Origin of the sequence: Kluyvera sp., from assembly GCF_047971185.1 — a bacterium.
Lineage (GTDB): Bacteria > Pseudomonadota > Gammaproteobacteria > Enterobacterales > Enterobacteriaceae > Kluyvera.
In genome coordinates this window covers 92058-118879 of sequence record NZ_JBKDZH010000018.1, presented here as the reverse complement: position 1 = coordinate 118879, position 26822 = coordinate 92058, and the positions used below count along the sequence as shown (strand labels likewise).

The window sequence follows — 26822 nt, the reverse complement described above, 5'->3', positions numbered from 1 at the left end:
GTTAACTCGAATTATTTAGAGTATACATGCTAAATCTGATGCTATTTAATTTCAATATTAGGTTTATTCTGACGATGACACTAGTAAACTTATACTCAGGATTTTCGTCGATAAGAGGGACACGATGAACCCCATATTTTCACTTGGTATTCAGTCGCTGTGGGATGAAGTGAGCCATATGCCCGCTGGCGGCGTGTGGTGGGTCAATACTGACCGCCACGAGGATGCCGTTAGCCTGCTAAACCAGACGCTGGCCGCGCAGTCGGATTCAGCCAGGGTTGCAGTGGTCAGCATGGGTGAAAACCCTAATGACCTCATAGTGTTAAAGGATAATACTGGTCCCAAAAAAATTTCGCTTTTTACCATGCAGGATAGCCAGAATGGTCTAAACTTTATGCGCCGCGATTTGCTGTGCACGCTAGAGCCAAAAGATTATTTCGTTATCCTTTTATGTTCCCACAACGCCTGGAAAAATATATCCGGCGAAAAACTCTTCAAATGGGTAAACAATTCTCAACAATGGGCGAAATACTACCATTGCACGCTTTTAGTTCTTAGCCCTGGAAACAATGCAGATGCCTTAACCTCGCTATTGTTGGGCGAATACCGTTCGCTCTCTGGCCTCGCGAGTTTACGTTACCAGGGTGATAGTCAACTTCTGGATATATCTTACTGGGCTAATGAAAAAGGCGTCAGCGCACGTCAACAGCTTTTAATTAAACAAAATGACAACGGCTGGCATTTAGCGCAGGAAGAGGTTGCAAATGTCCAACCGCGTAGTGACGAAAAAGAAGTTCTGAGTAATATCAATATTCTTGAAGGTGCACCGGCGCTTTCGGAACACTGGACCTTATTCGATACGAATGACGCCGTATTTAATGCCGCGCGTACCGCCCAGGCCGCCACGGTGATTTTCGCGCTGAGCCAGAATAGCCAGGTTGAACAGCTTGCCCGCTATATTCATACCCTGCGCCGCCAGCGCGGCAGCGCGTTAAAAATCATCGCCCGCGAAACCACGCCGAGCCTGCGCGCCACCGATGAACGCCTGCTGCTTAGCTGCGGTGCCAACCTGGTGATTTCCGCGAGCGCGCCGCTGTCTCGCAGCCTGACGTTGATTGAAAGCGTGCAGACGCAGCAGTTCAATCGCCACGTTCCTGAAGATCTGACCACCCTGCTGGCCAACACGGAACCCCTGAAGCTGAAAGGCTATCAAAAGTGGGATGTGTTCTGCGATTCAGTGCAAAAAGTGGTTAATAACACGCTGCTGCCCGCCGACAGTAAAGGGGTAATGGTCGCACTGCGCCCGGCTCCGGGGCTGCGCGTCGAACAAGCGCTGACGCTGTGCCGCCCTCACCGAATGGGCGATATCGTCACTATCGCTGACCGTCGTCTGGTGTTGTTCCTGCCCTTCTGCCGGGTCAACGACCTGGATAAAGCGCTGAACCATATTTTCCCACTCCCGACCGGCGATATTTTCTCTAACCGTATGATTTGGTTTGAAGATAAGCAGATTGCTGCTGAACTGCTGATCATGCGCGACGTGAAGCCTGAACTGTGGACCAAGCCGCTCCAGCTGGCGCCGAAACCGACCAACGTGATGAATGCCACCTACGAGGGCAACAGCTGGCGTCGCTATCCGGAACCGCTGCGTTTGTCTGCCGATACCGAAGAGAAATCGTCATGATGTCAATAAGCGATATTATTCAACTGGTTGTGTTGTGCGCGCTCATTTTTTTCCCGCTGGGATATCTGGCGCGCCATCATCAGCGTCGAATTGAAAACGCCTTCCGCTTGATGTTTCTTAAACCCCGTTATGTTAAGCCAGTAGGCGTGCTGCGCCGGGATCTGGCCGTCAGGGCAAAATCAAAAAATGACTAATTCGAAGCAAAACGCTGCCGCGACCCCGTCCTCCTGGCATTACTGGCGGGGCCTTTCCGGGTGGAACTTCTACTTCCTGGTCAAATTTGGCCTCCTGTGGGCCGGGTACCTGAATTTTCACGCCATGCAGAACCTGGTGTTTATGGCATTTTTGCTGTTCCCGCTGCCCAACAGCCGCCTGCACCGCTGGCGGCACTGGATAGCGATTCCCATCGGTTTTGCGCTGTTCTGGCACGACACATGGCTACCGGGGCCAGAAAGCATTATGAGCCAGGGCTCGCAGATTGCGGGCTTTAGCGCCGACTACATCTGGGACCTAATCACCCGCTTTATTAACTGGCAAATGGTCGGCGCCTTCTTCGTCCTGCTGGTAGCGTGGCTGTTCCTGAACCAGTGGATTCGGATTACGGTGTTCGTCGTGGTAGCCATGGTATGGATTAACCTGAGCACGCTGGTCGGCCCGTCGTTTAGCCTGTGGCCAACCGGGCAGAATGCGACGGCGACAACCGCCAACACCACTGCCCCCGCGGTAGCTGCGAGCGGCAGCGCGCCGGCAAGCGGGGATATCCCGGCGCAAACCGCGGCGCCGACCTCGGACAACCTGAATGCCTGGCTGAACAGTTTCTACGCCTCGGAAAGCAAGCGCGCGACCACCTTCCCGACGCAGCTACCGGACGACGCGCAGCCGTTTGATCTGCTGGTCATCAACATCTGCTCGCTGGCGAACTCCGATCTTGAAGCCGCCGCGCTGATGCAGCATCCGCTGTGGTCGCACTTTGATATCCGTTTTAGCAACTTCAACTCCGCGACCTCCTACAGCGGCCCGGCGGCCATTCGCCTGCTGCGCGCCAGCTGCGGCCAGCCGTCGCACACCAGCCTGTATCAGCCTGCGGGTAACCAGTGCTACCTGTTCGATAACCTGTCGAAGCTGGGCTTTACGCAGCACCTGATGCTCGATCACGACGGCGTCTTTGGCGACTTCCTCAAAGAAGTACGTGAATACGGCGGCGTGCAGAGTCCGCTGATGGACCAGAGCAAACTGCCGGTTAATCTGCTCTCGTTCGACGGCTCACCGGTGTATGACGATCTCGCAACGCTTAATCGCTGGATGCAGTCACCGGATATTCAAGCGGGTGGCCGCTCTGCAACCTTCTACAATATTCTGCCGCTGCACGACGGTAACCATTATCCGGGTCAGAGCAAAACGGCAGACTATAAGGCCCGCGGGCAGAAGCTGTTTGATGAACTGGATACCTTCTTTACCGAGCTGGAGAAATCGGGCCGTAAAGTGATGGTGGTGGTCGTCCCTGAGCACGGCGCGGCGCTGCAGGGTGACAAGATGCAGGTTTCTGGCCTGCGCGACATTCCAAGCCCCTCAATTACCCACGTCCCGGCGGCTATCAAGTTCTTTGGTATGAAGGCGCCGCATCAGGGTACGGCGATCGATATCACCCAACCAAGCAGCTACCTCGCCATTTCCGAGCTGGTGGCCCGCGCGGTGGACGGCAAGCTGTTTACTGAAGACAGCGTCGATTGGTCGGCGCTGACCAGCAATCTGCCGCAGACCGCCGCCGTCTCGGAGAACGCCAACGCGGTGGTGATGCAATACCAGGGCAAACCGTACGTTCGCCTGAACGGCGGTGCCTGGGTGCCGTACCCGCAATAACACGCCGTTGGTGCTCACGAAAAAGGCCGCAGAGTTTTACCTCTGCGGCCCGGTTCGGGCGCATGTTGCCATTGCGGCAGCCACGACGCCCCGTCAGCTTAGAACCTGAAGAAGTGACGTACCAGCGCGACCACCAGTGGGCCGACGATGGAGGTCACAACCGCAAGCACTAACGCTTCGTTAAGCGTCATAGAACCGCCAATTGCAATAGCAACCGTTCGCGGCTATTCTCTTGTTGTCCAGGCAAGTGAATGGCCCTCGTTATGTTGCTGGTTTATACCAAACAACGTGCGGGGGCTTTCTCTTTCCAGCAACGCATGCCGCCGGGGATCAAGCCCCCGCAACATTGCGCCTCACCGGATGCCCGGCTTGCCGTCGATAATACGGTAATCGTCCCTGCAACTCGCCGGGAGAAACCCTTTTTCAGAATTGCGCCCGAATAAAAAAGGCCGCAGAGTGTCACCTCTGCGGCCTTCAGGTAGCGCATACGCTACGCGCTCTTTTCTGGATTCTCATCCTGGTCGACGGCGAAACACGCCACTAGCTGACCACCGTAATCCTTTAACTGCGGCTGGAGCTGCGTGCACGGCCCGAAGCGACGGCGGCAGCGGGCGTTGAACGCGCAGCCCGGCGGCGGATTGAGCGGGCTTGGCAGTTCGCCGGTCAGCTTGATGCGCTCGCGGCGCTCGTCCGGATTCAGACGCGGCGTCGCGGAGAGCAGCGCCTGAGTGTACGGATGGCGCGGGTTGTTGAAGATCTGGTCTTTCGTCCCTTTCTCCACGCAGCGGCCCAGGTACATCACCATCACCTCATCGGCGATGTGCTCCACCACCGACAGGTCGTGGGAGATGAACACATAAGACAGCCCCAGATCCTGCTGCAAATCCATCATCAGGTTCAATACCTGCGCGCGAACGGAAACGTCGAGCGCGGAGACCGGTTCGTCGGCGATCACCACGTCCGGGTCGAGCATCAGACCGCGGGCGATAGCAATACGCTGACGCTGGCCGCCGGAGAACATATGCGGATAGCGATCGTAGTGCTCCGTTTTAAGACCCACCTTCGCCATCATCGCCAGCGCTTTTTCACGGCGCTGCTCTTTGCTGAACGACGTGTTAATCAGCAGCGGCTCTTCCAGAATCTGCCCCACCTTCTTACGCGGGTTGAGTGAACCGTACGGGTTCTGGAACACGATCTGGATTTTCTGCCGACGCAGCTTCTGCGCCTGCGGGTCGTGCTTGAGCAGATCCTGCCCCTGGTAGTACAACTCGCCGCCGGTCGGGATTTCGATCATCGTCAGCAGGCGGCCAAGGGTGGATTTGCCACAGCCGGACTCGCCCACCACCGCCAGCGTTTTGCCACGCTCAAGGGTAAAGGAGACACCGTCCAGCGCTTTCACCAGACGCTCCGGGGCAAAAATGCCCTTCTTCACCGGGTAGTGTTTTTTCAGATCGATGGCCTGCAGCAGCGGCTGCGGCGAGGTGGCCTCATGCGTACTCATAGTGTCGGCCTCCCGGCATCATCAAGTGGGTAGTGACATTTCGACTGGCGCGCGCCGTCAACGGTGTTCAGATCCGGCTCTACGCTACGGCATTTCTCCGTGGCGTAGGGGCAGCGCGGGTTCAGCAGGCAGCCGTTCGGGCGGTCGTATTTACCCGGTACCACACCCGGCAGCGAAGCCAGACGCGCTTTATCCTGAGCAAACTCCGGCAGCGCGCGCAGCAGCGCCTGGGTATAGGGGTGGCGAGGCGCGCGGAAAATATCGCTGGCCGCGCCGGTCTCGACAACCTGACCGGCGTACATCACGATAATTTTGTGCGCCGCTTCGGCCACCAGCGCCAGATCGTGGGTGATCAGGATCAGCGCCATATTCTCTTTCTGCTGCAACTCCAGCAGCAGCTCGATAATCTGCGCCTGGATGGTCACATCGAGCGCGGTCGTCGGTTCATCGGCAATCAGCAGCTTCGGACGACAGGCAATCGCCATCGCAATCATCACGCGCTGGCTCATGCCGCCGGAAAGCTGGTGCGGATAGACGTCGAGACGCGATGCCGGATCCGGGATCCCCACCTGGTTTAACAGGTCAATCGCCCGCTGACGACGGGTTTTCTTATTGCCGCCCTGATGCACCTTAATGGCTTCCATAATCTGGAAACCGACGGTGTAGCAGGGGTTGAGGCTGGTCATCGGATCCTGGAAGATCATCGCCACTTCGGCGCCCACCAGGTTGCGGCGTTCTTTTTCAGAAATCCGCTTCAGATCCTGGCCGTTAAACGCCAGGCTTTCCGCCATCACCCGGCCGGGGTAATCAATCAGCCCCATGATCGCCAGCGAACTCACCGACTTACCGGAGCCGGACTCCCCGACGATCCCGACCACTTCGCCCTGATTCACGCTGTAGCTCACGCGGTCTACGGCTTTAAACGGTGTGCCTTCGTCACCGAAGTGCACCGATAATTTATCTACATTTAATAACGCCATCTCGAACCTCTTACTGCTTCAGTTTGGGATCGAGCGCGTCACGCAGACCGTCACCCATCAGGTTAAATGCCAGCACCGTCAGCAGAATCGCCAGCCCCGGGAAGGTCACGACCCACCAGGCGCTTTGTGCGAATTGCAGCACGTCAGAGAGCATGGTGCCCCACTCCGGGGTAGGCGGCTGAGCGCCCATCCCCAGGAAGCCGAGGGCAGCCATATCGAGAATGGCGTTAGAGAAACCAAGCGACGCCTGAACAATCAGCGGCGCAAGGCAGTTCGGAAAAATGTTGACGAACATCTGACGCATCGCGCCAGCGCCCGCCACGCGGGAAGCGGTCACGTAGTCGCGGTTGACCTCCACCAGCACGGCGGCGCGGGTTAAGCGGACGTAGTGCGGCAGGGCGACAAAGGTCAGCGCCAGCGCGGCGTTGCCGATGGAGGGGCCGAAGATCGCCACCAGCACCAGCGCCAGCGCCAGCAGCAGGCTTGGCAGCGCCAGCATGATGTCGACGACGCGCATGATGATGTTATCAATCAGGCCCCCGAAGTACCCCGCCACCAGGCCGAGCACGATGCCCAGCACCAGCGACAGCGCCACCACCAGACAGCCCACCAGCAACGACAGTCGCGCGCCGTACATCAGGCGCGACAGCACGTCACGGCCCACATCATCGGTGCCCAGCAGGTGCGCCAGGCTGCCGCCTTCCTGCCATGCCGGCGGTGCCAGCAGGCTATCGCGGAACTGTTCCGCCGGGTTATAGGGCGCAATCCAGTTGGCGAAGATGGCGATAAACAGCACGATGACCACATACGCCAGCCCCACCACCGCGCCTTTATTGCGCTTAAAGTAGTGCCAGAATTCCTGTAACGGGGTCATCGGCACCGGTGCTTTATTCTCAGTAACTTGTGACATGACGGCCCCTTACTTCTTATGACGAATGCGCGGGTTCACCACGCCGTACAGCAGGTCTACCAGCAGGTTGACGAGAATAATCATCGTCGCCACCAGCAGCACGCCGCCCTGCACCACCGGATAGTCGCGGCGCTGTAAGGCATCAATCAGCCAGCGCCCCAGGCCCGGCCAGGAGAAGATGGTTTCCGTTAGAATCGCGCCCGCCAGCAGCGTACCCACCTGCAGGCCGATAACGGTGACCACCGGCAGCATGGCGTTACGCAAGGCGTGAACGATAATCACCCGCATGCGGGTCAGCCCCTTGGCGCGGGCGGTACGAATGTAATCTTCGCCCAGCACTTCCAGCATGGAGGAGCGGGTCATACGCACAATTACCGCCAGCGGGATGGTGCCCAGCACGATGGCCGGCAGAATCATATGCGCCAGCGCATCGATAAAGTTGCCCTCTTCGCCCCAGATGGCGGTGTCGATCAGCATAAAGCCGGTAAGCGGATTGGTGTCGTCAAGGAACACCATATCGCTGACGCGTCCGGAGACCGGCGTCAGGTTCCACTGTACCGAGACCAGCATAATCAGCATCATGCCCCACCAGAAAATCGGCATGGAGTAGCCGGTCAGCGCCAGGCCAACGGCGGTGTGGTCGAAGATGGAGCCGCGTTTCACCGCAGCCAGCACGCCCACCGGGATACCCACGGCGACGGCGAAAATCATGGCGCAGATACCGAGCTCCAGCGTCGCTTTAAAGCGCGGCACAAACTCGTCCCACACCGGGAGGCGGCTCTTTAATGAAATCCCTAAGTCGCCGTGCAGCACGCCCCAGATATAGTGGAGGTACTGCTGCCACATCGGCTTATCAAGGCCGAGTTCAGCCAGCAGCTGGGCGTGACGCTCAGGGGAAATACCACGCTCGCCGGCCATAATCATCACCGGATCGCCGGGGATCATATGCACGAAGGCAAACGTGAGGAGGGTGATACCGATAAACGTCGGGATCACCAGACCCAATCGTTTGAGGATGAACTGCAACATAACCCTGATTCTCTCTAATGACGGCCCGCCTGGTCACAGGTCATCTGTATTGCTCACAAATCTGCCGCCCTTCCCGAATGCAAGAGGCGCAGATACGGCGCGGCTTCCCGCCCCAAGGGGGGCAGGAAGCGTGCGCTGCCGGTTAAGGCATCGTCTTTATTATTCGACAGAAACGTTTTCGAAGTGGTGTTTACCTAACGGGTCAACCACATAGCCTTTGACTTCTTTACGCACCGGCTCATAGACGGTGGAGTGGGCGATGATCAGCGCCGGAGCCTGGTCATGCATCACTACCTGAGCCTGTTTGTACAGTTCAATACGCTTGTTGTGATCGTCGGTCGCACGCGCCGGTTGAATCAGGTCTTCAAACGGCTTGTAGCACCAGCGGGAGTAGTTGGAGCCGTCTTTCGCCGCCGCGCAGCTGAACAGCGTGGCGAAGAAGTTATCCGGATCCCCGTTGTCGCCGGTCCAGCCCATCATCACCGCCTGGTGTTCGCCCGCTTTCGCACGCTTGAGGTATTCGCCCCACTCGTAGGTCACGATTTTGGCCTGTACGCCGATCTTCGCCCAGTCAGCCTGAATCATCTCCGCCATGCGGCGAGCGTTCGGGTTGTACGGACGCTGTACCGGCATCGCCCACAGCTCAACGGTAAAGCCTTTATCCTGGCCGGCTTCTTTCAGCAGCGCTTTCGCTTTCTCAGGATCGTAGGTGTAGTCTTTGACGTCGTCGTTATAGCCCCACATGGTTGGTGGGATCAGGTTTTTCGCGGCCACGCCAGCGCCCTGATAAACGGCTTTGATGATCGCTTCTTTGTTGACCGCGTAGGTCAGCGCCTGGCGCACCTTCACGTCATCAAACGGTTTTTTCTCGGTGTTGAAGGAGAGATAGCCGACGTTCAAACCCGCCTGCTCCATCAGATTGATGTTTTTGTCTTCCTTCATGCGCGCGATGTCGGCCGGGTTCGGGTACGGCATCACCTGGCATTCGTTCTTCTGCAGCTTGGCGTAACGCACGGAAGCGTCAGGCGTAATGGAGAAGACCAGACGGTCGATCTGCGGCTTGGTGCCCCAGTAGCCCGGGAAGGCTTTGTAGAGAATACGGGAGTCTTTCTGATACTGCAGCAGCTGGAACGGGCCGGTACCGATTGGGTTCAGGTCCACTTTCTCCGGCGTACCGGCTTTCAGCATGTTGTCAGCATATTCTTTTGACAGAATAGAGGCGAAGTCCATTGCCAGGTCGGCCAGGAACGGCGCTTCCGGGCGAGTCAGCACGAACTGCACGGTATGATCGTCGACTTTTTTCACTTCGCTAATCAGGTCCTGCAGGCCCATGCCTTCAAAGTATTCATAGCTGCCGCCAGAGACTTTGTGGTACGGGTTTTGCGCGTTTTTTTGACGATCGAAGGAGAAGACGATGTCGTCGGCGTTCATGTCGCGAGTCGGTTTAAACTCTTTGTTATCCTGCCACTTCACGCCCTGACGCAGGTGGAAGGTGTAGGTTTTGCCGTCTTCGCTGATATCCCACTTCTCAGCCAGGCCCGGAATGACTTCCGTGGTGCCGGTTTTAAATTCAACCAGACGGTTATAGATAGGTACGGAGCTGGCATCGTAAGTGGTACCAGACGTAAAGAGCTGTGGGTTAAAGCCTTCCGGCGAGCCTTCTGAACAATAAACCAGGGTTTTGGCCTGTACGCTGGCGGCAACGGTCATGGCGACCAGGCTGAGGCCCAGCTTCAGCATCCCTGACTTCTTCAAGGAAATACTCATTATTCTGCTCCAATGTGATATGTGTTGTTTACCCTTTGCAGTGGGTTACACCGCCTGGCCTTTATTTATTTTTTACCCGGCTTGGTCGATGCATATGTGGAGGCGGGATTCCGTTCACTGGAACATCTGAGTTGCAGTGCGGATTCTCCATGAAATGCCCCTCATGCCCTACAATCTGTCAATAGAATGTGAAAACGTCAATACAGTTAACCGCGATTTGTATTGAAGGTGAGAATGGATGGGCAAAGATTAAAAAAACCCCGAAGCCCTATTTTCAGCAGAGAAATTTATGCTATGGGCAAGAAGGCAGAGTTATTCACTTAATACTTTGCAACATTCAGTGATTAACAATTAGCCATTATGTGAAAAATTTCTTTCGATATGCTGATTATCTGAGCGATAAATGCCGCGAACGTTAAAACGCACAGGTGAAAATGCTGAGGTTACCCATAAGCGGCGTGAAAAAAGATTCATCTATATATACGAAAATACAATGGAATATGTCACGGAATTGTGAACAAACAGGCTAAAGACGATGCGCCGTCCCCTGATAAGGGCAGGCCAGCGGCCCGCCCTCCGAGGTCTAGTTTTTCGCGCGGGCCAGGCTGCGTTTTTCACTCCAGTTAAAAAGGGAGTTAACCAGAATCGCCGTCAATGTTCCCGCCGTCATGCCATTGCCAAATACCATCTGCACACCCGATGGGAAATTTTGATAAAGACCCGGCACCAGAATCGGCAGCATCCCCATCGCCAGCCCCATGGCCAGCGCGTAGGTTTTACCCGGCGTATGCAGCGGCTCGCGGGCGATCAGATCGATCCCAATCACGCCAATAATGCTAAACACCATCACCGCCGTACCGCACACCACCGGCCCGGGCAGGCAGGTCGCAAGACGCACCAGCGGCGAGAACAGCGCGATAAGAATCAGCAGCCCTCCCGCCGCGGCGGTGACGTAGCGCGATTTAACGTTAGTGGTGCGCACCACGCCGATATTCTCACCGGAGGTAATGATCAGCGAGGTGCCAAAAATCCCGCCCAGCAGCGACATGACGGCATCACCGCGAATGGTACGCGGAATGGCCTCACGGACGTTTTGTGTGGAATTGACGATTTCCGCGGTAGCAATCGTTTGCCCAGTTGCTTCAGCCATAGATATCACCGCGTAAATCAGTAACGGCAACGAGGCGGAAAGGTTGAATATAGGCCAGCCGAAGGGGAACAGCTGCGGCACGCTGAACAGCGGCCCGTGGCTTACGCCGCTAAAGTCAGTGCTGCCCAGCATCATGCCCAGTAGCGTCCCGGCCAGCAGGCCAAACATCACCGCCAGCTGACGCAGAATACCGGTAAAGACCAGCGCGAACACCAGCGTAATCAGAATCGTCCCCAGCGACAAAATAATGCTGGTCGGATGGGCGAAATCGGTGCTGCCCGGCTGGCCGATAATCAGGCCGCCATACAGGCGAATGAGGTTAATCGACACCATCAGCAGCATGATGCCGATAATAAACGGCGGAAAATGGTGCAGGCAGCGGCGGAAAATGGGCAGCGCCAGAAAATAGAATATTGAAGTTAAGATCACCGCGCCAACCGCCGTCTGGATATTGGTTTGCAGGGCGATCGCGACAAAAATGGCAATCGGCGCGCCGCCCGGCACCATAATAAACGGCAGACGCGCGCCCACGCCCTTCACGCCCAGGCTTTGCAGCATGGCGCCCAGCCCGCACATCAGAAAGGTGGCGCTCAGCACTGACGCGGTCACCGCATCGGTGAAATGGAGCGCTTTAGCGATGAGAAAGACGGAGGTGATGGGGGTCGCGGCGACGACCAGCACGTGCTGAAGCGCCAGAAGAAAGGTGGTTTGCCAGGGTAATGCGTCGTTATCCGGCGTGGTAAGCCCAGGTTGCGGCATGATTGCCTCCCGTTAAACATCAGAAAATCACCGCCAGCGCAGGCTGGCGGCGGAAATTATTTCAGCCACGCAATCGCGTCGGCGGCATAGCGATGCGCGCGGAAAGCGCTGTTCTGTTTACCTGGAATAATGCCTTTGCTCAGGTGCTCCGGATACTCATTGAAGAACGGAATGATGTATTCCCACACCGTTTCACCTTGCGGCGTTACTTCAAACAGACGGCCAAACGCCGATTCGCAGATAAAGGTATTGCCGTTCGCCAGCCGCTGCGCGCTGCCCATATACGGCGAGAAAAAGGCCGGCGGGAAGATATCGCGATACTGCCAGGTAATGGCTTTGGTTTGCGGATCGAACTCCAGCACCGTGGAGTGCGGCGAGGTGACGCCCGGACGCAGGTTGCCGTTATCGAACACCAGAATCGACCCGTTTTCCATCTCCACCGGCGTGTGCTGCTGCGCTACCACCTCCGGGCCCGCGTGCCACACCACCTTGCCGCTCTCTTTGGACACCGCGATAACGCCAGAGGTGGTGCGCAGGCTCATCAGCACCAGGCCATCGCGGGTTACGGAGAGGCCGTTAATCATCGGCCAGTGGCGACGGTCAAAAATCTCATGGATGGGGAAATCTTCCGGGTTGAGGTGCTCCCAGGCGCGCCACTCCCACACCACTTCCCCATCGCGATTCACTTCTTTCACCACGTCGCTCTGGATCACGCCGTCCGGCGCATCACGTCGCGGATCGCCGCCGGTGACGCGAGCAGCGATATCGGCCGGCAGCGGCGCGGCGGCGGTATACAGCAGGTTGCCGTTCGCCAGCCACTGGGCGTCGTGGTGGTGATGGATATCTTCGTAGTGCCAGACAATTTCGTTATCCGGCGTCACTTCGTAGAAGTCGCCGCCGTGCCAGAGATCCCACGCTGGATAGAGATTTGCCGAGGTAGCATGGCTGCCGTTGTACCCCAGATTGCCGTTTGGCAGCAGCACCGCATCACGCCCGGCACGAACCGGAAGCTGCCACTGGTGCGCAATGTCGCCCTGCGCGTCCACCAGATAAACGCGCCCTTCAGAGGTCTGAGGTGCAAACAGCGTATAGCCGCCAAAGCTCTTCTCTTTATCGGCGTAGATCAGGCCCGCCAGACGGCGTCCGAGGGTGAAAGATGGATCCTGAGTTAAGTGTGCCATATCGCCTCCTGAGGAATAAATTTTCGTCAAAATAACCCATTAAAACGTTTTAATGAAGAGTTTTTTGCGATCTTAAGCGAGAAAAGGCAAACGTTATCGTCGGGTAAATATGTTACTCTGTGCGTAAAATTCCGAAGGTCAGGAAGCAGATGGCTGCTCAAGAGAAAAAACGCGCGAAGTTGATTGATGTCGCCCGCCACGCTGGCGTGTCGCCGGGGACGGTGTCCAATGCGTTGCACAATACCCGCTTTGTCGAGCCGGAAACGCGGCGGCGCATTGAAGAGGCCATCAAGGCGCTGAACTACACGCCGAACATTCGCGCTCGCCAGCTGCGTACCGGTAAGACCAACACCATCGCGCTGCTCTCTTCGCTACCGTTGACCATCGCCTCCGGGGCGTCGCGGTTAGGTTTTATGATGGAAGTGGCGCTGACGTCGGCGATGATGGCGCTGGATAAACAGCACGCGCTGATTCTGGTGCCCCCTGGCGCGAACCCGCTCGATGCGGTCGGTTTTGACGCTGCGATTCTGATTGAACCGGCAGAAAACGATCCGCAGCTTGCAGCGCTGGCCCAGGCCGGTATCCCCTGCGTGACCATTGGCCGCACGCCGGGGACCGACGCGCCGGTACCGTGGGTTGAGCTCCATTCGGCGGCAACGGCGCAGCTGCTGCTGTCGCACCTGCAGGACGCGGGGGCCGGAAGATGCGCGCTTTTTGTTGGCAACACCTGCCGTACGTCAACGCAGGAAACCGAGGCAACCTATCGCCGCTGGTGTCAGGGAAAACAGCCGCCGATTGTTTATTATCTCAATGAACATGAAGGGGAAGAGGCGGGTTATCGTGCAGCCTGCCAGCTTGTGCAGGACCATCCGGATGTCGACGGAATATTGGTGCTGATAGACACCTTTGCCAGCGGTGCCGTGCGCGCTTTTCAGGAAAAGGCGGTGATCATTCCCGAGCAGATACGCGTGGTCACCCGCTATGATGGTATTCGCGCGCGCGAATCCGTGCCGCCGTTGACGGCCGTAAATATGCACCTTGATGAAGTGGCGCGTCAGGCAATCACGCTGCTCTTTGCCGTCCTGGCAGGGGAAGCAGTGAGCCACAGCGAGGGGGAAATGCCGGATCTGGTGGTGCGGGCGTCAACCGCCCCGGGGTCGGCGTAAACGCCTCGCCCGGGCTACATGCCGGCGCTCCGCACGTAAACGCCTGGATACCCATCAACCGTAGCCCGGCCGAGCGCAGCGACGCCGGGAATACCACCGGGCCACAAACGCAAAAAAGCCGCTCAGAGAGCGGCTTTTTCAAATTGGTCGGTGATAGAGGATTCGAACCTCCGACCCCTTCGTCCCGAACGAAGTGCGCTACCAGGCTGCGCCAATCACCGAATGCGGCGCATCTTACTGCTGTGCCCCGCCCTCGTCAATCCCTTATTTTACAAAAGCCCTTCGTTCGGCCAGAAAGCCATCACTGCGCCGACTTTTTGGCCTCGGGAACGTGGCACCAGTTATTGCGCTCGTTGATGCCACCGTCCGGAGAAGTGTAACCCAGACAGCCCATAATGGTGTCATAAAGCTCCACGTGGCGCTTCGGCTGCTTCATCGCCGCCTGCTTTTGCAGCCAGGCGAACGACTTCGCGTGGTCCGGGTTCTCCAGATACTTATCCGACATCCATACCATCATCGGCACGCGGAACTGTTCTGGCGGCGCCATCTTGCGCGGCGTGCCGTGCAGACGCTCGTGGTCGTTAATCGACTCACCGTGGTCCGCCGCATAGAAGACGATCGCCTTCTTGTCGCGCAGCTGGTCGAAAACGTTCACCAGGAAGTGGTCGACGTAGGTGATTGAGTTATCGTACGAGTTAATCAGCTCCGTTTTGCTGCATTTATCGTCCACGTTCACACACTCCGGCGTCCACTTTGCAAAGCTGCGCGGGTAGCGCTGGGTGTAGTTAAAGTGCGAACCTTTGGTATGGATGATAATCAGATGCTTACCGTCGACGCCGTTTCGTGCCAGCACGTTTTTCATTTCATCCGCCAGCAGCATGTCGTCCACGCTCTTACCCCGGTTGCGCGGCTCGGCGCCAATCTGCTCGCGGTAGGCGATGTTGTTGGCCATGGTGTTACTGTAGAACCACAGCTCGCTCTGCATCGCCAGCAGGTCACCGGTGAAACCGAGCTGATGCAGTACCGCAAACACGTTCTGCTCCTTCAGCGTCCGCTGCGGGTTATCGCTCGCCCCGCCCTGACGCACGAACATGCAGCGTAGTGAAAGTTTGGTCGCGGTATCGCAGGAGTAGCCGCGGAAGGCCACCAGGTTTTTCTCTTTCTCCAGCCCCGGCGTGGTGTTGCGCTCATAGCCGAACAGGCCCATGTGATCCCAGCGGGTGGTTTCGCCGATAATAAACACCAGGTAAGTGTCATCAATATCTTTGGGCTCGACGTAGGTAAATTTCTTCGCCGGGTCGATAAGATCGCTGGTATCCAGCGATTCGTCAACCTGGGTCCAGCCGTACAGGCTCAGCGCGGAAACCCAGTTGCTCGGTAGATAGGAGTTGGCCAGCACGCCGCCGTAGCTTGGCATATCCACCTGCGACAAGCGTTCACTCTTCTTCAGATGCGCTTCCATCAGGCGAATCGGCCCCCATACCAGCAGCACACAAAGCAGCACGGCACCGATACCGCGCAGGCGCTGGCCTGGCGTAAGCAGCTGATAAAGCAGCGTATCGCGCGCCCGGTTAAACCAGATAAACACCAGCGGCACGATGCTTATCAGCACCAGCCACGAGATGAAATGCCAGCCCACCACCTCTTTAGAGAGATCGACATCGGTGGTCATTACCGAGGCAATGATCCCATAGCCAATCACCACGTTAAGGTTGGTCATGTAGTAGCTGGCACCGGCGGAAATCAGCACCACGGCGGTGGTGAGCACTTTCCACAGCGTGCGTCCACCCAGCGACAGCAGGCGCAGCAGGAAGAACGTCACCAGCAGCGAGCTCACCAGTTCAATGCCGATAAAAATCCCTTTCTCGACGCTAAAGTCCGACAGATAACCCTCGAAACGACGGACCAACACGGAATAATTCATAAACCAGCCGATGTATACCGCCAGCAAAAGGCTCAGCTTTTGCAGCGACATCGCTTTGATATATCTCATTCAAAATGACCCTGGAAAAAGGGAAAAATAAAAAACCAGTTACAAATCACAGAATTAGTAGACTAGTTAATTTATGCGTTATGCCCAGAGGGCCGCATTTGCAAGCGCGGTAAGTAGACAACAAGAAAGGGGAAAAGTATTCGCTGCGGATGTGATTAGGCCAAATATTTACAAAAATATTTGGCCTGAATCATCATATTGAGGAGGGCAATATTGTTAAGCGTGCGCTTCGTGAAGCATTTCCGTCTTCGGCTGACGAATGGTGGTGGACAGCGCCAGCGAGATAATCAGCAGGGCGAAAATCACGCAGAAGGTCACGTAGAAACCGCCGAACATTGAGGCAATCAGCGAACCGCAGATGCTGCCGATACCGAAGCCTAAGTAAATCACGCCGTAGTTTTTCGCCAGGTTGTTGAGGCCGAAGAACTCGCTCACCAGCGATGGGAACACGGTGATGGTACCGCCGAAGTTAAAGGCCACGCAGGCAATCGCGGCGAAGAAAGTCATTTCATTCAGCGGAGCGAACAGCAGCGCCGCCATCCCGACCAGTGAAATAATCTGGCCAATCGTAATCACGCGGATGCGGGCGATTTTGTCGGACAGAATACCCAGCACCAGACGGCCGCTCAGGTTAGCAATCGAGATAACGGTAACGGCGTTGGCGGCGGTTGCCAGATCCAGGTGCACCATCCCCTGCGCAATATCTTTAGCGACGCCAATCACGTACAGGCCGCTCATGCAGGCGGTCAGGAACATCACGGCCAGCATCCAGTACTGCGGTTTACGCATGGATTCCGCCAGCGTGAAGTCATTTTCCACCACGCCGTCATGGCTCTGCGCTTCCTGATTCGGCGCGTCTTTCATCAGCATCGCGCCGAAGACAATCATCACCAGCACAATCGTGCCCCAAATCACAAAGGTTTTTTCCAGGCCGACGGTCGCCAGCAGATGGCTACAGATAAATTTGAAACCGAGGCTGCCTAAACCGTAAGAACCAATCGCAAAGGCGGAAATCAGCCCTTTACGCTCCGGGAACCATTTCACGCAGTTGGAGAGCGTCAGCAGATAGCCTGCGCCGTCTGCCAGGCCAACGATAATACCGGCGCTCAGCCACAGCATCATCAGGCTGGTGGCGTGGGCGGTGAGGAAGAAGCCTAGCCCTAGCAGCAGGCCGGAAGCGATGGTGACGTGCTTAACGCCAAAGCGTTCCTGCAGCTTACCCGCCACGGACGAGGAGAGCGCCAGACCGAGGCTAAGCAGGCCAAAGGAGAACGCCACCTGGCTGACCGAGGTGTCCAGCTTGCTGGACAGCGCGCTGTTGAACAGACTCCAGGTATAAACAGAACCGAGGGCGAACTGGGTAATAATGGTGCCGAACAATGTCAGCCAGCGAGTGTGATTTTTAGTTGCAGCGTTCATGATGAAGATGCCTTCTTGAATTAACTGCTGCCAACGATAACGAAGTTAACATTTTCGCTGGTTCAAAAAGGCATGAAATGCATTGAGGACGGAATGAAATGCATCAGCAGCGGAATGAATGACATTGAAAAAATCATTCCGCTGCTGAATATATTGCGTGATTAAAAACGCGCGCTGACGCCCATGGTATACAGATAGTTCGCGCCTGCCGCCATATTATCCGCCTGCGAGAGCGCCGCATAGGCCGCCAGATGTGAGTTCAGTAACATATCCGCCCCGACGGTCACATCGACCCAGTTGCCGTCCTGGGTGGTCGTTGGCATTCGATTCAGGCCAGATTGCGCTTTCCACTGATTCTCGCCGAACTGCTGGTTATAGCTCACCTGTGCCCACGGGCGAATGCCCAGCCAGGGGTGCGAATCCACGCGCCACCCCAGCGTGCTCACGCTCGCATGCCACAGCGGATCGGTTTGCGCACCGGCGCTGGCGGTATCGCCAAATTCATTCCACATAAAGCCCGGAGAGCCATCGTAGTGCCACGAAGCGACCGGCCCGGTGGTGAGCCTTTCCGTCAGCGGGAAGTTCCAGCCAACGCTCAGGGTTTTTGTCGCATCCAGCGGCGTCGCGTCCGGGAGATTCATATTCAGCCCCGCGCCGGCTTGTACGGCCTCGATACGCTCCGCCAGAATGTCATCGTACCGCGGTTGGTGATCGCTATCCCATGTATAGCGCTCCGCAGTATTACTTTGTGAGTCAGTCACGATATATTCCTGTTGCCAGGCATTCGCATGTGGCGATAGTAACATCCACACGAAAACCGACGCTGGCACAGCACATCGCCAAAGGCCATTGCATTTCTTATTATTCATTAAGTGACTCCAGAAAGAGCCAATTTTGGCTGTTATTGTTATGTTTTTAGGGATAAAGATCCCTGTATTAACTATTGTCTCTTTATGACAGGCGTCAAGCGAAGTGCAGGGTTTTATTGTTATGCGTGCGCCATCGACAAAAACAGGGAGAAAAAAATGCAGCGCTGTGGTTGGGTAAGCCAGGATCCGCTTTACATCGAGTATCACGATACCGAATGGGGCGTTCCCCAAAGAGATAACCAGAAATTATTCGAGATGATCTGCCTGGAAGGCCAGCAGGCCGGGCTTTCCTGGATCACCGTACTGAAAAAGCGCGAGAACTATCGTCGCGCCTTCCACCATTTCGACCCGGTTAAGGTTGCCGCCATGACCGAAGACGACGTCGAGCGACTGGTGCTGGACGCCGGCATCATTCGCCACCGGGGTAAAATTCAGGCGATTATCGGCAACGCCCGCGCCTTCCTGGCGATGGAGGCCAGCGGCGAATCATTCAATGACTTCGTCTGGTCGTTTGTCGATAACACCCCAATCGTCACTCAGGCCGCGACGCTGGGCGACATCGCCACGTCAACGCCCGCCTCAGACGCGCTGTCAAAAGCGCTGAAAAAACGTGGCTTTAAATTCGTTGGCACCACGATCTGTTATTCCTTCATGCAAGCCTGCGGGCTGGTCAACGACCATGTGACTACCTGCTTCTGCCATCCTGGAGTTCAGCATGATCAGAAAATGGAACACTAAGCAGTTCGACCCGTTACTTGAGCTGTGGTTAGAAAGCACCACCTATGCGCACCCGTTTATTCAGGCGCAGTACTGGCAGGAGAGTTTGGGTATTGTGCGCGATACCTACCTTCCCGCCGCCGAGACCTGGGTATGGGAAGATAAGCAGCGCCTGCAGGGGTTTGTCAGCGTGATTGAATCACGCTTTATCGGCGCGCTGTTCGTCACGCCGGAGGCCATCCACCACGGCATCGGTCGTTCGCTGATCAACGTGGTGAAGCAGCACTTTTCCGACCTCAGCCTCGAGGTGTATCAGAAAAACAGCCGGGCGGTGAATTTCTACCACGCGCAGGGCTTTCGTATCGAAGACAGCGCGTGGCAGGAAGAGACCCGGCATCCCACGTGGATTATGCGTTGGCAGGCGGATCAAACGCCGTTAGCGTAAGCGCCGGCCCGGCATATTTCTCGACCCAAGCCAGCGCCGTGTTACCGGCGCAGCCGTTCCCCAGCCGCGAGCTGGGGATATCTTTGGTCAGCACGTTCACCGCCCCGTTTTTGCAGATCCCCCCTGCTTCGTGCGCAAAATCAGGCCACGCGCCTTCATGCAGGCATATCACGCCGGGTTTAATGTCGTTGCTCACCACCGCGCCCGCCAGCACCTGCCCGCGATGGTTCCACACGCGGACAAGGTCGCCGTCGGCAATCTGCCGCGCCTGCGCATCCCGCGGGTGCAGGGTAATCGGCTCGCGCCCGGCTACCGCATAGCGCTCGCGCAGCGAGGTATGGTTTAGCTGGCTGTGCAGGCGGTGCGCCGGATGCGCCGACAGCAGCTGTAGCTGCCCCGGCTGCGCATTGCCGTGCCACTCGTCCGGCGCCAGCCACATCGGATGCGGCGGGCAGTCGGCATACTGGAAGCCGGCAATACGTTCGGAATAAATTTCAATTTTACCGCTCGGCGTTTTCAACGGATTGGCCTGCGGGTCGGCGCGGAAAGCAGCAAAACGCACGAACGCCGCATTCTGCTCGCTTTCCGGCATCTCAATCAGCGCGTTGTCCTGCCAGAAGCGGTCGAACGGCGGCAGCGTCACCTGCTGGCTTGCGCCGCGCTGGGCGGCAATCTGGTAGAAGCTCTCCAGCCACTCCAGCTCGCTTTTGCCCTCGGTAAAGCGCGCGCGGCCGCCCGGCTCCCACAGCTCGCTGAGGTCTGCAAACACCGTAAAGTCATCACGCGCTTCATCACGCGGCGGTACGACCTGCTTCATCGGCACCAGATGCTGGTTGCTGTAATCGCCGGTCATGGTCAGATCGTTACGCTCGAACGAGGTGGTGGCGGGCAGCACGATATCCGCGTGCCGTGCCGCCGCCGTCCAGTTGCATTCGGAAATCACCACCAGCTCGGGCTTTTGCCAGGCGCGAGTCAGGCGGTTGGTGTCCTGATGGTGGGTAAAGTTGGCGCCGCCCGCCCACCAGACAAAACGAATGTCCGGGAAATGGCGATCCATACCGTTGTGCTGATACGGCGCGCCGGGGTTTTCCAGCGCTTCGACAATGCGCGCGACCGGGATTTTATCCACCGCATCCACGCCGCCCGGCACCGTGCCCTGCATTGACGGAAGCACCGCCGCGCGTCGCGTCGGGTTGCCGCCGTTGGCAAAATGATACGACAGCCCAAAGCCGCCGCCCGGCGTGCCAATCTGCCCCAGCATCGCCGCCAGCGTGACCAGCATCCAGTGCTTTTGCTCGCCGTACTGCTGGCGCTGCATGCCCCAGCCCGCCATCAGCATGGTGGTATTTTTATGGAAGATATCCGCCAGTTCGCGAATTTTACCCGCGTCAATCCCACAAATCGCCGCTGCCCACTCGGCGGATTTCACCTCGCCGTCGCGGCTCCCCAGGAGATATTCGGCAAACGTCGGGAAACCGGCGGTATAACGCGATAAAAAGTCGGCATCGTGCCAGTTATTCACCAGTAACGTGTGGGCGATGCCCAGCATCAGCGCCACGTCGGTGCCCATATGCGGGGCGATCCACTCCATCGACTCGCCGAAAAAGGCGACGGTTTCCGATCGCATCGGATCGATACAGATCAGCCGCTTGCCGCTCTGGCGCAGCTTTTCAAAATAGGGTAGCCCCTGCTCATCGGAAGCATTCCAGGAAATTTTCAGCGTATTCAGCGGATTGGCGCTCCATAGCACCACCACGTCAGTATGTTCCAGCACCATCGGCCAGCTGGTTTGCTGCTGATAGACCTCATTGCCGCCCACCACGTGCGGCATGATCGCCTGCGCCGCGCCGGTTGAGTAATCCCCCAGATGGCCGGTATAGCCCCCGGCAAGGCTCATATAGCGTTGCAGCAGCGTCGCCGCCTTGTGCAATACACCGTTGGAGCGCCAGCCGTAAGAGCCGGCAAAAATCGACGCCGGGCCATAGGTTTCACGTATACGCCGATGCTGGCGATCGATCAGCGCCAGCGCGTCATCCCAGCTTACCCGCACAAATTCATCCTGGCCGCGTACGCCCTGAGGGCTATCCGGCGACGCCAGAAAACCTTTGCGTACCATGGGGTAACGCACGCGGGTTTTGCTGTGCACCTGATCGCGCACCGCGCTTTGCAGCGAGTTGGTAAACGACGTTTGTAGCGCCCCGCGTGAAGAGAGCACCTGTTCGCCGTCGGTATCGACCAGCATCGGGCCCCAGTGGGCAGCGGTTAAAACGGTATAGGGAGAAGATGGCGTAGACAAGTGAGCGCTCCTGCAGGTGGCGTCGGTGATAGATTGCGCCGTTTAATGTTACTTACAAATTTCAGAGAGTTCCCAAGAATTTTCGTCTGTTTCGCAAGTCATAATGACGCGCCACGGTCGCTGTGGCGAAAAATAAGAACGTCATTAAGGAATTAAGATGAAAAAACGTGTATTTGCGATCGCTGCCATCGTCAGCGGCGCGCTGGCAATCTCAGGCTGCACCACCAACCCTTACACCGGCGAGCGCGAAGCGGGTAAATCCGGCATCGGCGCGGGCATTGGTTCATTAGTCGGCGCGGGCGTCGGCGCCCTTTCGTCGTCGAAGAAAGATCGCGGCAAAGGCGCGCTGATCGGCGCTGCGGCGGGCGCGGCGCTCGGCGGCGGCGTGGGCTACTACATGGACGTGCAGGAAGCCAAACTGCGCGAAAAAATGCAGGGCACCGGCGTGAGCGTCACTCGTAACGGTGACAATATCGTGCTGAACATGCCCAATAACGTCACCTTCGACAGCTCCTCCGCCACCCTGAAACCGGCGGGCGCCAACACGCTGGTCGGCGTGGCAATGGTGCTGAAAGAGTATGAGAAAACCGCGGTCAACGTCATTGGCTATACCGACAGCACCGGCGGCCAGCAGCTTAATATGAAGCTGTCTCAGCAGCGCGCCGACTCGGTCGCCAGCTCGTTGATCACCCAGGGCGTGGCGGCGACACGCGTGCGGACCTCCGGTATGGGCCCGGCGAATCCTATCGCCAGCAACAGCACCGAAGAGGGCAAAGCGCAGAACCGTCGCGTAGAAATTACCTTAAGCCCGATGCAGTAATGTTATCGCCGGGTGGCTTTCCCACCCGGCAAAATACTTGATTAGCCAGATTTTCGCGTTAAGGTGTTGTCACTTTCAGGCGAGAGACCTTCCCATGGCAAAATCAGCGCGCCCCACCATCAGCGATGTGGCAAAAGCGGCGAAAACCGGCAAAACCAGCATTTCCCGTTACCTTAACGGCGAGAAACATCTGCTTTCCGACGCGCTGCTGGCCCGCATTGAAACCGCCATTGCCGAGCTCGACTACCGCCCAAGCCTGATGGCCCGCAGCCTGAAGCGCGGCCGTACCCGCCTGATTGGCCTGATTATCGCCGACATCACCAACCCCTACTCCGTTAACGTGCTCAGCGGTATTGAAGCCGCCTGCCGCGAAAAAGGGTTTACCCCGCTGGTGTGTAACACCAATAACGAGGTGGACCAGGAGCTGCACTATCTGGACCTGCTGCGCAGCTATCAGGTGGAGGGGATCGTCGTCAACGCCGTCGGGATGCGTGAAGAGGGGCTGCAACGCTTGCAGCAGTCCGCGTTGCCGATGGTTCTGATCGACCGCAAAATTCCCGATTTTGCCTGCGACGTGGTCGGGCTGGATAACACCCAAGCCGCCACTACCGCTACCGAACACCTGATTGAACAAGGGTTTGAAGCGCTGCTATTCCTCAGCGAGCCGCTGGGCACCGTCAACACGCGCCGTGAGCGCCTGAGCGCCTTCCGCGCCACGCTGGCCCGCTATCCCGGGGTCGTCGCCGACAACGCCGAAGTGCCGCTGGCGGAGAACGCCCAGCTCGATAACACCCTGCGCCAGTTCCACCAGCAGCATCGCGGAATGCGCAAAGCGGTGATCTCCGCCAACGGCGCGCTCACCCTGCAGGTGGCCCGCTCGCTCAAGCGCATCGGCCTGAACTGGGGCAGCGATATCGGCCTGCTGGGGTTTGACGAACTGGAGTGGGCCGAGCTGGCGGGCGTGGGCATCACTACGCTCAAGCAGCCGACCTGGCAGATTGGCTACGCCGCCGTTGAGCAGGTGGTGCGGCGCATTGAAGGGGCGGCGGATTCCATTCATGAGCAGGTCTTTTCTGGCGAGCTGATCGTCCGCGGTTCAACGGCCCGTTAATCTTCCTTCGTGATGGCGATCATAAATTCAACACGGTGACATTTTCTTTGGAACCGATTCCATCTAGCGTAGTAGACATAGCGTCAGATTCGGAGTCCCTATGCAAAGAAAAATTATGGTGGTCACCGCCGCCTATGGTCACGATGTTGTAAGCAGCGCCGGCGGGCAACACGCCATGCTGCCCATCATCGCCAGCGCCGGGGCCGACGGCGTGGAAATCCGCCGCGAGATGTTGACCCCCGGAGAGCTTCAGGCGCTGCCCGCATTAGCTTCCGCCGTTGCATCTTGCGGCCTGCTGGCCTGTTACTCCGCGCCCGAAGCGCTGTTTATGGCCGATGGCTCCCTCAATCCTCAGCTCCCCGCGTTGCTTCAGGAAGCCACCACGCTGCGCGCGCTGTGGCTGAAAGTGTCGCTGGGTCACTTTCGCCATACCGAGTCGTTCAACACGCTGCGCGACTGGCTGGCGAGCAGCGGTATGAAACTGGTGGTAGAGAACGATCAAACCCCCTGCGGACGCCTGCCGCCGATGCAGCGCTTCAATGCCGCCTGCCACACGCAGAAGCTGCCCGTTCAGCTGACGTTTGATATGGGCAACTGGCTGTGGGTCGGCGAGAAGCCGGAAACCGCGGCGGAGCAGCTGGCGCCGTCCGTCGGTTACATCCACGTCAAAGCCGCCGTGCCGCATCACGACAGCTACCGCGCGCTTCCGCCCGATGAGGCCGACGCCCGCTGGCTGGCGCTGCTGAATCAGCTACCTGGCGACGTACCACGCGGCATTGAGTTCCCGCTGGCAGGAGATGACCTGACCGCCGTCACCCGCCGCTACGTCGAACTGTTACGCAAGGAGTAAGCAATGAAAAATTCTCTGGATGTCATCACCATCGGCGAAGCAATGGCGATGTTTGTTGCCACGCAGACCGGCGATGTTGCCGACGTGGAGCAGTTTATCAAGCGCGTGGCGGGGGCTGAACTGAACGTCGCCACCGGCCTGGCGCGCCTCGGCCTGAAGGTGGGCTGGGTCAGCCGCGTGGGTAACGATAGCTTTGGCCGCTTTGTCCTTAATTCGCTGAAAAAAGAAGGCATTGATGCTTGCGGCGTGACTATCGACCCACAGCATGCAACCGGCTTTCAGCTCAAATCTAAAGTCGAAAATGGAACCGATCCCATTGTGGAATACTTCCGCAAAGGCTCCGCAGCCAGCCATCTCTCCATTGATGATTATCACGATGATTACTTCGCCAGCGCCCGCCATCTGCACTTAAGCGGCGTGGCGGCAGCGCTCTCCGCCAGCTCTTATGCACTGCTGGACCACACCGCCCGCACCATGAAGGCACAGGGGAAAACCCTCTCTTTTGACCCGAACCTGCGCCCGGTGCTGTGGAAAAGCGAAGCGGAAATGGTGGAGAAACTTAACCAGCTCGCGTTCCAGGCCGACTGGGTGTTACCCGGCCTGAAAGAGGGGATGATTTTAACCGGACAGCAGACGCCGGAAGCCATCGCTGATTTCTATCTGCATCGCGGCGTAAAAGCGGTGGTGCTGAAAACCGGCGCAGATGGTGCCTGGTACAAAACGGCCGACGGCGAACAGGGCAACGTTGCGCCGGTAAAAGTCGACAACGTTGTCGATACCGTCGGTGCCGGGGATGGTTTTGCGGTAGGCGTCATCAGCGCGCTGCTGGAAGGCCGTTCGCTGCATCAGGCCGTGACCCGAGGCAATAAAATTGGCGCGCTGGCCATTCAGGTCCAGGGCGACAGCGAAGGTTTACCCACGCGTGAAGCGTTAGGCGAATAACGTCACGTTATGATAGTGGCCACCCTGTACCCTACATACAGCGGCGGCGCAGCGACAATAGAGGCAGGCCTATGAACAGCTCAACAAACGCAGCAAAACGTTGGTGGTACATCATGCCGATCGTGTTTATCACGTACAGCCTGGCGTACCTTGACCGCGCGAACTTCAGTTTCGCCTCCGCCGCCGGGATCACCGAAGATCTGGGTATCACCAAGGGGATCTCCTCCCTGCTGGGCGCCCTGTTCTTCCTCGGCTACTTCTTCTTCCAGATTCCCGGCGCTATCTACGCCGAGCGCCGCAGCGTACGTAAGCTGATCTTTACCTGCCTGGTGCTGTGGGGCGTCTGCGCCTCGCTGACCGGGATGGTCACCAATATCCCGGCGCTGGCGGCGATTCGCTTTATTCTCGGCGTCGTCGAAGCCGCGGTGATGCCCGCAATGCTGATTTACATCAGCAACTGGTTTACCAAATCGGAACGCTCGCGGGCCAATACCTTCCTGATCCTCGGCAATCCGGTCACGGTACTGTGGATGTCGGTGGTATCTGGCTATCTGATTCAGGCACTCGGCTGGCGTGAAATGTTTATTATCGAAGGCTTCCCGGCGGTTATCTGGGCCTTCTGCTGGTGGGTGCTGGTAAAAGATAAGCCATCGCAGGTCGGTTGGTTGAACGAATCTGAAAAAGCCGCGCTGCAGGCGCAGCTGGAGCGCGAACAGCAGGGCATTAAGGCGGTGCGCAACTACGGCGAGGCCTTCCGCTCCCGCAACGTAATCCTGCTGTGCATGCAGTATTTTGCCTGGAGCATCGGCGTCTACGGTTTCGTGCTGTGGCTGCCGTCGATTCTCCGCAGCGGCGGCGCTAACCTTGGCATGGTCGAAGTGGGCTGGCTCTCTTCCGTCCCGTATCTGGCCGCCACGGTGGCGATGATTGTCGTCTCCTGGGCTTCCGATAAATTGCAGAACCGCCGCCTGTTCGTCTGGCCGCTGCTGCTGCTTGCCGGCTTTGCCTTTATCGGCTCGTGGGCCGTCGGTGCGGACCACTTCTGGCTCTCTTATATTCTGCTGGTGATTGCCGGAGCCGCGATGTACGCCCCGTACGGCCCGTTCTTCGCCATCATTCCTGAGATGCTGCCGCGTAACGTGGCGGGCGGCGCCATGGCGCTTATCAACAGCATGGGCGCGCTCGGTTCGTTTTTCGGCTCCTGGTTCGTCGGCTACCTCAACGGTGCCACCGGCAGCCCGTCGGCCTCTTACATTTTTATGGGGGTAGCACTTTTTGCCTCAGTATGGCTAACTCTGATCGTTAAGCCTGCTAATAATCAACCGCTACCCGTTGGCGCACGCCACGCTTAAATATTAACTCACGGAGATTTG

General features: G+C 57.6%; 23 protein-coding genes and 1 tRNA gene. 12 read left to right on the top strand and 12 right to left on the bottom strand.

What is annotated here, in order from left to right:
* Window positions 1-124 precede the first annotated feature (124 nt).
* From bcsE to ACK5JN_RS04755, 4 genes are all read left to right on the top strand, one after another.
* Window positions 125-1684: a cellulose biosynthesis protein BcsE gene (gene bcsE, locus ACK5JN_RS04770; protein WP_416869096.1), complete on the top strand. Its 1560-nt coding sequence runs from the start codon at window positions 125-127 to the stop codon at window positions 1682-1684.
* Window positions 1681-1878, top strand: a complete 198-nt coding sequence (bcsF, locus tag ACK5JN_RS04765) for a cellulose biosynthesis protein BcsF (protein WP_062778782.1) — start codon at window positions 1681-1683, stop codon at window positions 1876-1878. Before bcsE ends, bcsF begins: the two co-directional genes overlap by 4 nt.
* Window positions 1871-3544: a cellulose biosynthesis protein BcsG gene (bcsG, locus tag ACK5JN_RS04760; RefSeq protein ID WP_416869095.1), complete on the top strand. Its 1674-nt coding sequence runs from the start codon at window positions 1871-1873 to the stop codon at window positions 3542-3544. The genes bcsF and bcsG overlap by 8 nt, the downstream gene beginning before the upstream one ends.
* A gap of 251 nt (window positions 3545-3795) precedes the next feature.
* The gene (locus ACK5JN_RS04755) at window positions 3796-3987 is read left to right on the top strand and encodes a hypothetical protein (RefSeq protein WP_416869094.1); all 192 of its coding nucleotides are present in this window, start codon (window positions 3796-3798) and stop codon (window positions 3985-3987) included.
* A gap of 47 nt (window positions 3988-4034) precedes the next feature.
* Here the strand turns inward: ACK5JN_RS04755 and dppF are convergent, their stop codons facing one another.
* The 7 genes from dppF to ACK5JN_RS04720 form a co-directional block, all read right to left on the bottom strand.
* On the bottom strand, window positions 4035-5045 hold the full coding sequence (gene dppF, locus ACK5JN_RS04750; protein ID WP_416869093.1) for a dipeptide ABC transporter ATP-binding subunit DppF: 1011 nt from the start codon (window positions 5043-5045) through the stop codon (window positions 4035-4037).
* Complete coding sequence (dppD, locus tag ACK5JN_RS04745) at window positions 5042-6025, bottom strand: dipeptide ABC transporter ATP-binding protein (RefSeq protein WP_416869092.1); 984 nt, start codon at window positions 6023-6025, stop codon at window positions 5042-5044. The genes dppF and dppD overlap by 4 nt, the downstream gene beginning before the upstream one ends.
* 10 nt (window positions 6026-6035) lie before the next feature.
* Complete coding sequence (gene dppC, locus ACK5JN_RS04740) at window positions 6036-6935, bottom strand: dipeptide ABC transporter permease DppC (RefSeq protein ID WP_416869091.1); 900 nt, start codon at window positions 6933-6935, stop codon at window positions 6036-6038.
* Between the two features lie 9 nt (window positions 6936-6944).
* On the bottom strand, window positions 6945-7964 hold the full coding sequence (gene dppB, locus ACK5JN_RS04735; RefSeq protein WP_416869090.1) for a dipeptide ABC transporter permease DppB: 1020 nt from the start codon (window positions 7962-7964) through the stop codon (window positions 6945-6947).
* A 159-nt stretch (window positions 7965-8123) separates the two neighbouring features.
* Window positions 8124-9731 carry a dipeptide ABC transporter periplasmic-binding protein DppA gene (gene dppA / locus ACK5JN_RS04730; protein WP_416869089.1) on the bottom strand — a complete coding sequence of 536 codons (1608 nt, stop codon included), beginning with the start codon at window positions 9729-9731 and terminating at the stop codon, window positions 8124-8126.
* A gap of 583 nt (window positions 9732-10314) precedes the next feature.
* A complete protein-coding gene (locus tag ACK5JN_RS04725; RefSeq protein WP_416869088.1) occupies window positions 10315-11640 on the bottom strand; it encodes a uracil-xanthine permease family protein in 1326 nt (441 codons plus the stop codon).
* Window positions 11641-11696: 56 nt separating this feature from the next.
* Window positions 11697-12821: an aryl-sulfate sulfotransferase gene (locus ACK5JN_RS04720; RefSeq protein ID WP_416869087.1), complete on the bottom strand. Its 1125-nt coding sequence runs from the start codon at window positions 12819-12821 to the stop codon at window positions 11697-11699.
* A gap of 149 nt (window positions 12822-12970) precedes the next feature.
* Here ACK5JN_RS04720 and ACK5JN_RS04715 point away from each other — a divergent pair, with 149 nt between their 5' ends.
* Entirely contained in the window at window positions 12971-13987 is a 1017-nt protein-coding gene (locus ACK5JN_RS04715) for a substrate-binding domain-containing protein (protein ID WP_416869086.1), read from the top strand.
* A 144-nt stretch (window positions 13988-14131) separates the two neighbouring features.
* Here ACK5JN_RS04715 and ACK5JN_RS04710 read toward each other — a convergent pair.
* The 4 genes from ACK5JN_RS04710 to ACK5JN_RS04695 all read right to left on the bottom strand — a co-directional run bounded on the left by ACK5JN_RS04710 (window position 14132) and on the right by ACK5JN_RS04695 (window position 18268).
* Window positions 14132-14208, bottom strand: a tRNA-Pro gene (locus ACK5JN_RS04710).
* Between the two features lie 80 nt (window positions 14209-14288).
* Entirely contained in the window at window positions 14289-15980 is a 1692-nt protein-coding gene (gene eptB / locus ACK5JN_RS04705; protein WP_416869085.1) for a kdo(2)-lipid A phosphoethanolamine 7''-transferase, read from the bottom strand.
* Window positions 15981-16196: 216 nt separating this feature from the next.
* Window positions 16197-17399: an MFS transporter gene (locus tag ACK5JN_RS04700; protein ID WP_416869084.1), complete on the bottom strand. Its 1203-nt coding sequence runs from the start codon at window positions 17397-17399 to the stop codon at window positions 16197-16199.
* A 161-nt stretch (window positions 17400-17560) separates the two neighbouring features.
* On the bottom strand, window positions 17561-18268 hold the full coding sequence (locus tag ACK5JN_RS04695) for an autotransporter domain-containing protein (RefSeq protein ID WP_416869083.1): 708 nt from the start codon (window positions 18266-18268) through the stop codon (window positions 17561-17563).
* A 156-nt stretch (window positions 18269-18424) separates the two neighbouring features.
* Between ACK5JN_RS04695 and tag the strand changes: the two genes are divergently transcribed.
* Together tag and ACK5JN_RS04685 are read left to right on the top strand one after the other, a co-directional pair.
* Complete coding sequence (tag, locus tag ACK5JN_RS04690; protein ID WP_416869082.1) at window positions 18425-19006, top strand: DNA-3-methyladenine glycosylase I; 582 nt, start codon at window positions 18425-18427, stop codon at window positions 19004-19006.
* Window positions 18984-19430, top strand: a complete 447-nt coding sequence (locus ACK5JN_RS04685; RefSeq protein ID WP_416869081.1) for an N-acetyltransferase — start codon at window positions 18984-18986, stop codon at window positions 19428-19430. Before tag ends, ACK5JN_RS04685 begins: the two co-directional genes overlap by 23 nt.
* Here the strand turns inward: ACK5JN_RS04685 and ACK5JN_RS04680 are convergent.
* On the bottom strand, window positions 19393-21672 hold the full coding sequence (locus ACK5JN_RS04680) for a molybdopterin guanine dinucleotide-containing S/N-oxide reductase (protein ID WP_416869171.1): 2280 nt from the start codon (window positions 21670-21672) through the stop codon (window positions 19393-19395). The genes ACK5JN_RS04685 and ACK5JN_RS04680 overlap by 38 nt on opposite strands.
* Before the next feature lie 211 nt (window positions 21673-21883).
* On the opposite strand from ACK5JN_RS04680, the gene ACK5JN_RS04675 reads away from it, so the two are divergent.
* From ACK5JN_RS04675 to ACK5JN_RS04655, 5 genes are all read left to right on the top strand, one after another.
* Window positions 21884-22546, top strand: coding sequence for an OmpA family lipoprotein (locus tag ACK5JN_RS04675; RefSeq protein WP_416869080.1), 663 nt, complete (start codon window positions 21884-21886; stop codon window positions 22544-22546).
* A 94-nt stretch (window positions 22547-22640) separates the two neighbouring features.
* Window positions 22641-23657, top strand: coding sequence for a LacI family DNA-binding transcriptional regulator (locus ACK5JN_RS04670; protein ID WP_416869079.1), 1017 nt, complete (start codon window positions 22641-22643; stop codon window positions 23655-23657).
* A 100-nt stretch (window positions 23658-23757) separates the two neighbouring features.
* Window positions 23758-24507, top strand: coding sequence for a sugar phosphate isomerase/epimerase family protein (locus ACK5JN_RS04665; RefSeq protein WP_416869078.1), 750 nt, complete (start codon window positions 23758-23760; stop codon window positions 24505-24507).
* Between the two features lie 3 nt (window positions 24508-24510).
* Window positions 24511-25449, top strand: a complete 939-nt coding sequence (locus ACK5JN_RS04660) for a sugar kinase (RefSeq protein ID WP_416869077.1) — start codon at window positions 24511-24513, stop codon at window positions 25447-25449.
* Between the two features lie 71 nt (window positions 25450-25520).
* Window positions 25521-26801 (top strand): MFS transporter, encoded by a 1281-nt coding sequence (locus tag ACK5JN_RS04655; RefSeq protein ID WP_416869076.1) that lies wholly within the window; start codon window positions 25521-25523, stop codon window positions 26799-26801.
* The last annotated feature ends 21 nt before the right edge of the window (window positions 26802-26822 follow it).

Coding starts and splice junctions, on each gene's coding strand:
- bcsE (WP_416869096.1), top strand. CDS start 125: ATGAACCCCATATTTTCACTTGGTATTCAGTCGCTGTGGGATGAAGTG.
- bcsF (WP_062778782.1), top strand. CDS start 1,681: ATGATGTCAATAAGCGATATTATTCAACTGGTTGTGTTGTGCGCGCTC.
- bcsG (WP_416869095.1), top strand. CDS start 1,871: ATGACTAATTCGAAGCAAAACGCTGCCGCGACCCCGTCCTCCTGGCAT.
- ACK5JN_RS04755 (WP_416869094.1), top strand. CDS start 3,796: ATGGCCCTCGTTATGTTGCTGGTTTATACCAAACAACGTGCGGGGGCT.
- dppF (WP_416869093.1), bottom strand. CDS start 5,045: ATGAGTACGCATGAGGCCACCTCGCCGCAGCCGCTGCTGCAGGCCATC.
- dppD (WP_416869092.1), bottom strand. CDS start 6,025: ATGGCGTTATTAAATGTAGATAAATTATCGGTGCACTTCGGTGACGAA.
- dppC (WP_416869091.1), bottom strand. CDS start 6,935: ATGTCACAAGTTACTGAGAATAAAGCACCGGTGCCGATGACCCCGTTA.
- dppB (WP_416869090.1), bottom strand. CDS start 7,964: ATGTTGCAGTTCATCCTCAAACGATTGGGTCTGGTGATCCCGACGTTT.
- dppA (WP_416869089.1), bottom strand. CDS start 9,731: ATGAGTATTTCCTTGAAGAAGTCAGGGATGCTGAAGCTGGGCCTCAGC.
- ACK5JN_RS04725 (WP_416869088.1), bottom strand. CDS start 11,640: ATGCCGCAACCTGGGCTTACCACGCCGGATAACGACGCATTACCCTGG.
- ACK5JN_RS04720 (WP_416869087.1), bottom strand. CDS start 12,821: ATGGCACACTTAACTCAGGATCCATCTTTCACCCTCGGACGCCGTCTG.
- ACK5JN_RS04715 (WP_416869086.1), top strand. CDS start 12,971: ATGGCTGCTCAAGAGAAAAAACGCGCGAAGTTGATTGATGTCGCCCGC.
- eptB (WP_416869085.1), bottom strand. CDS start 15,980: ATGAGATATATCAAAGCGATGTCGCTGCAAAAGCTGAGCCTTTTGCTG.
- ACK5JN_RS04700 (WP_416869084.1), bottom strand. CDS start 17,399: ATGAACGCTGCAACTAAAAATCACACTCGCTGGCTGACATTGTTCGGC.
- ACK5JN_RS04695 (WP_416869083.1), bottom strand. CDS start 18,268: ATGAATAATAAGAAATGCAATGGCCTTTGGCGATGTGCTGTGCCAGCG.
- tag (WP_416869082.1), top strand. CDS start 18,425: ATGCAGCGCTGTGGTTGGGTAAGCCAGGATCCGCTTTACATCGAGTAT.
- ACK5JN_RS04685 (WP_416869081.1), top strand. CDS start 18,984: ATGATCAGAAAATGGAACACTAAGCAGTTCGACCCGTTACTTGAGCTG.
- ACK5JN_RS04680 (WP_416869171.1), bottom strand. CDS start 21,672: ATGCTGGTCGATACCGACGGCGAACAGGTGCTCTCTTCACGCGGGGCG.
- ACK5JN_RS04675 (WP_416869080.1), top strand. CDS start 21,884: ATGAAAAAACGTGTATTTGCGATCGCTGCCATCGTCAGCGGCGCGCTG.
- ACK5JN_RS04670 (WP_416869079.1), top strand. CDS start 22,641: ATGGCAAAATCAGCGCGCCCCACCATCAGCGATGTGGCAAAAGCGGCG.
- ACK5JN_RS04665 (WP_416869078.1), top strand. CDS start 23,758: ATGCAAAGAAAAATTATGGTGGTCACCGCCGCCTATGGTCACGATGTT.
- ACK5JN_RS04660 (WP_416869077.1), top strand. CDS start 24,511: ATGAAAAATTCTCTGGATGTCATCACCATCGGCGAAGCAATGGCGATG.
- ACK5JN_RS04655 (WP_416869076.1), top strand. CDS start 25,521: ATGAACAGCTCAACAAACGCAGCAAAACGTTGGTGGTACATCATGCCG.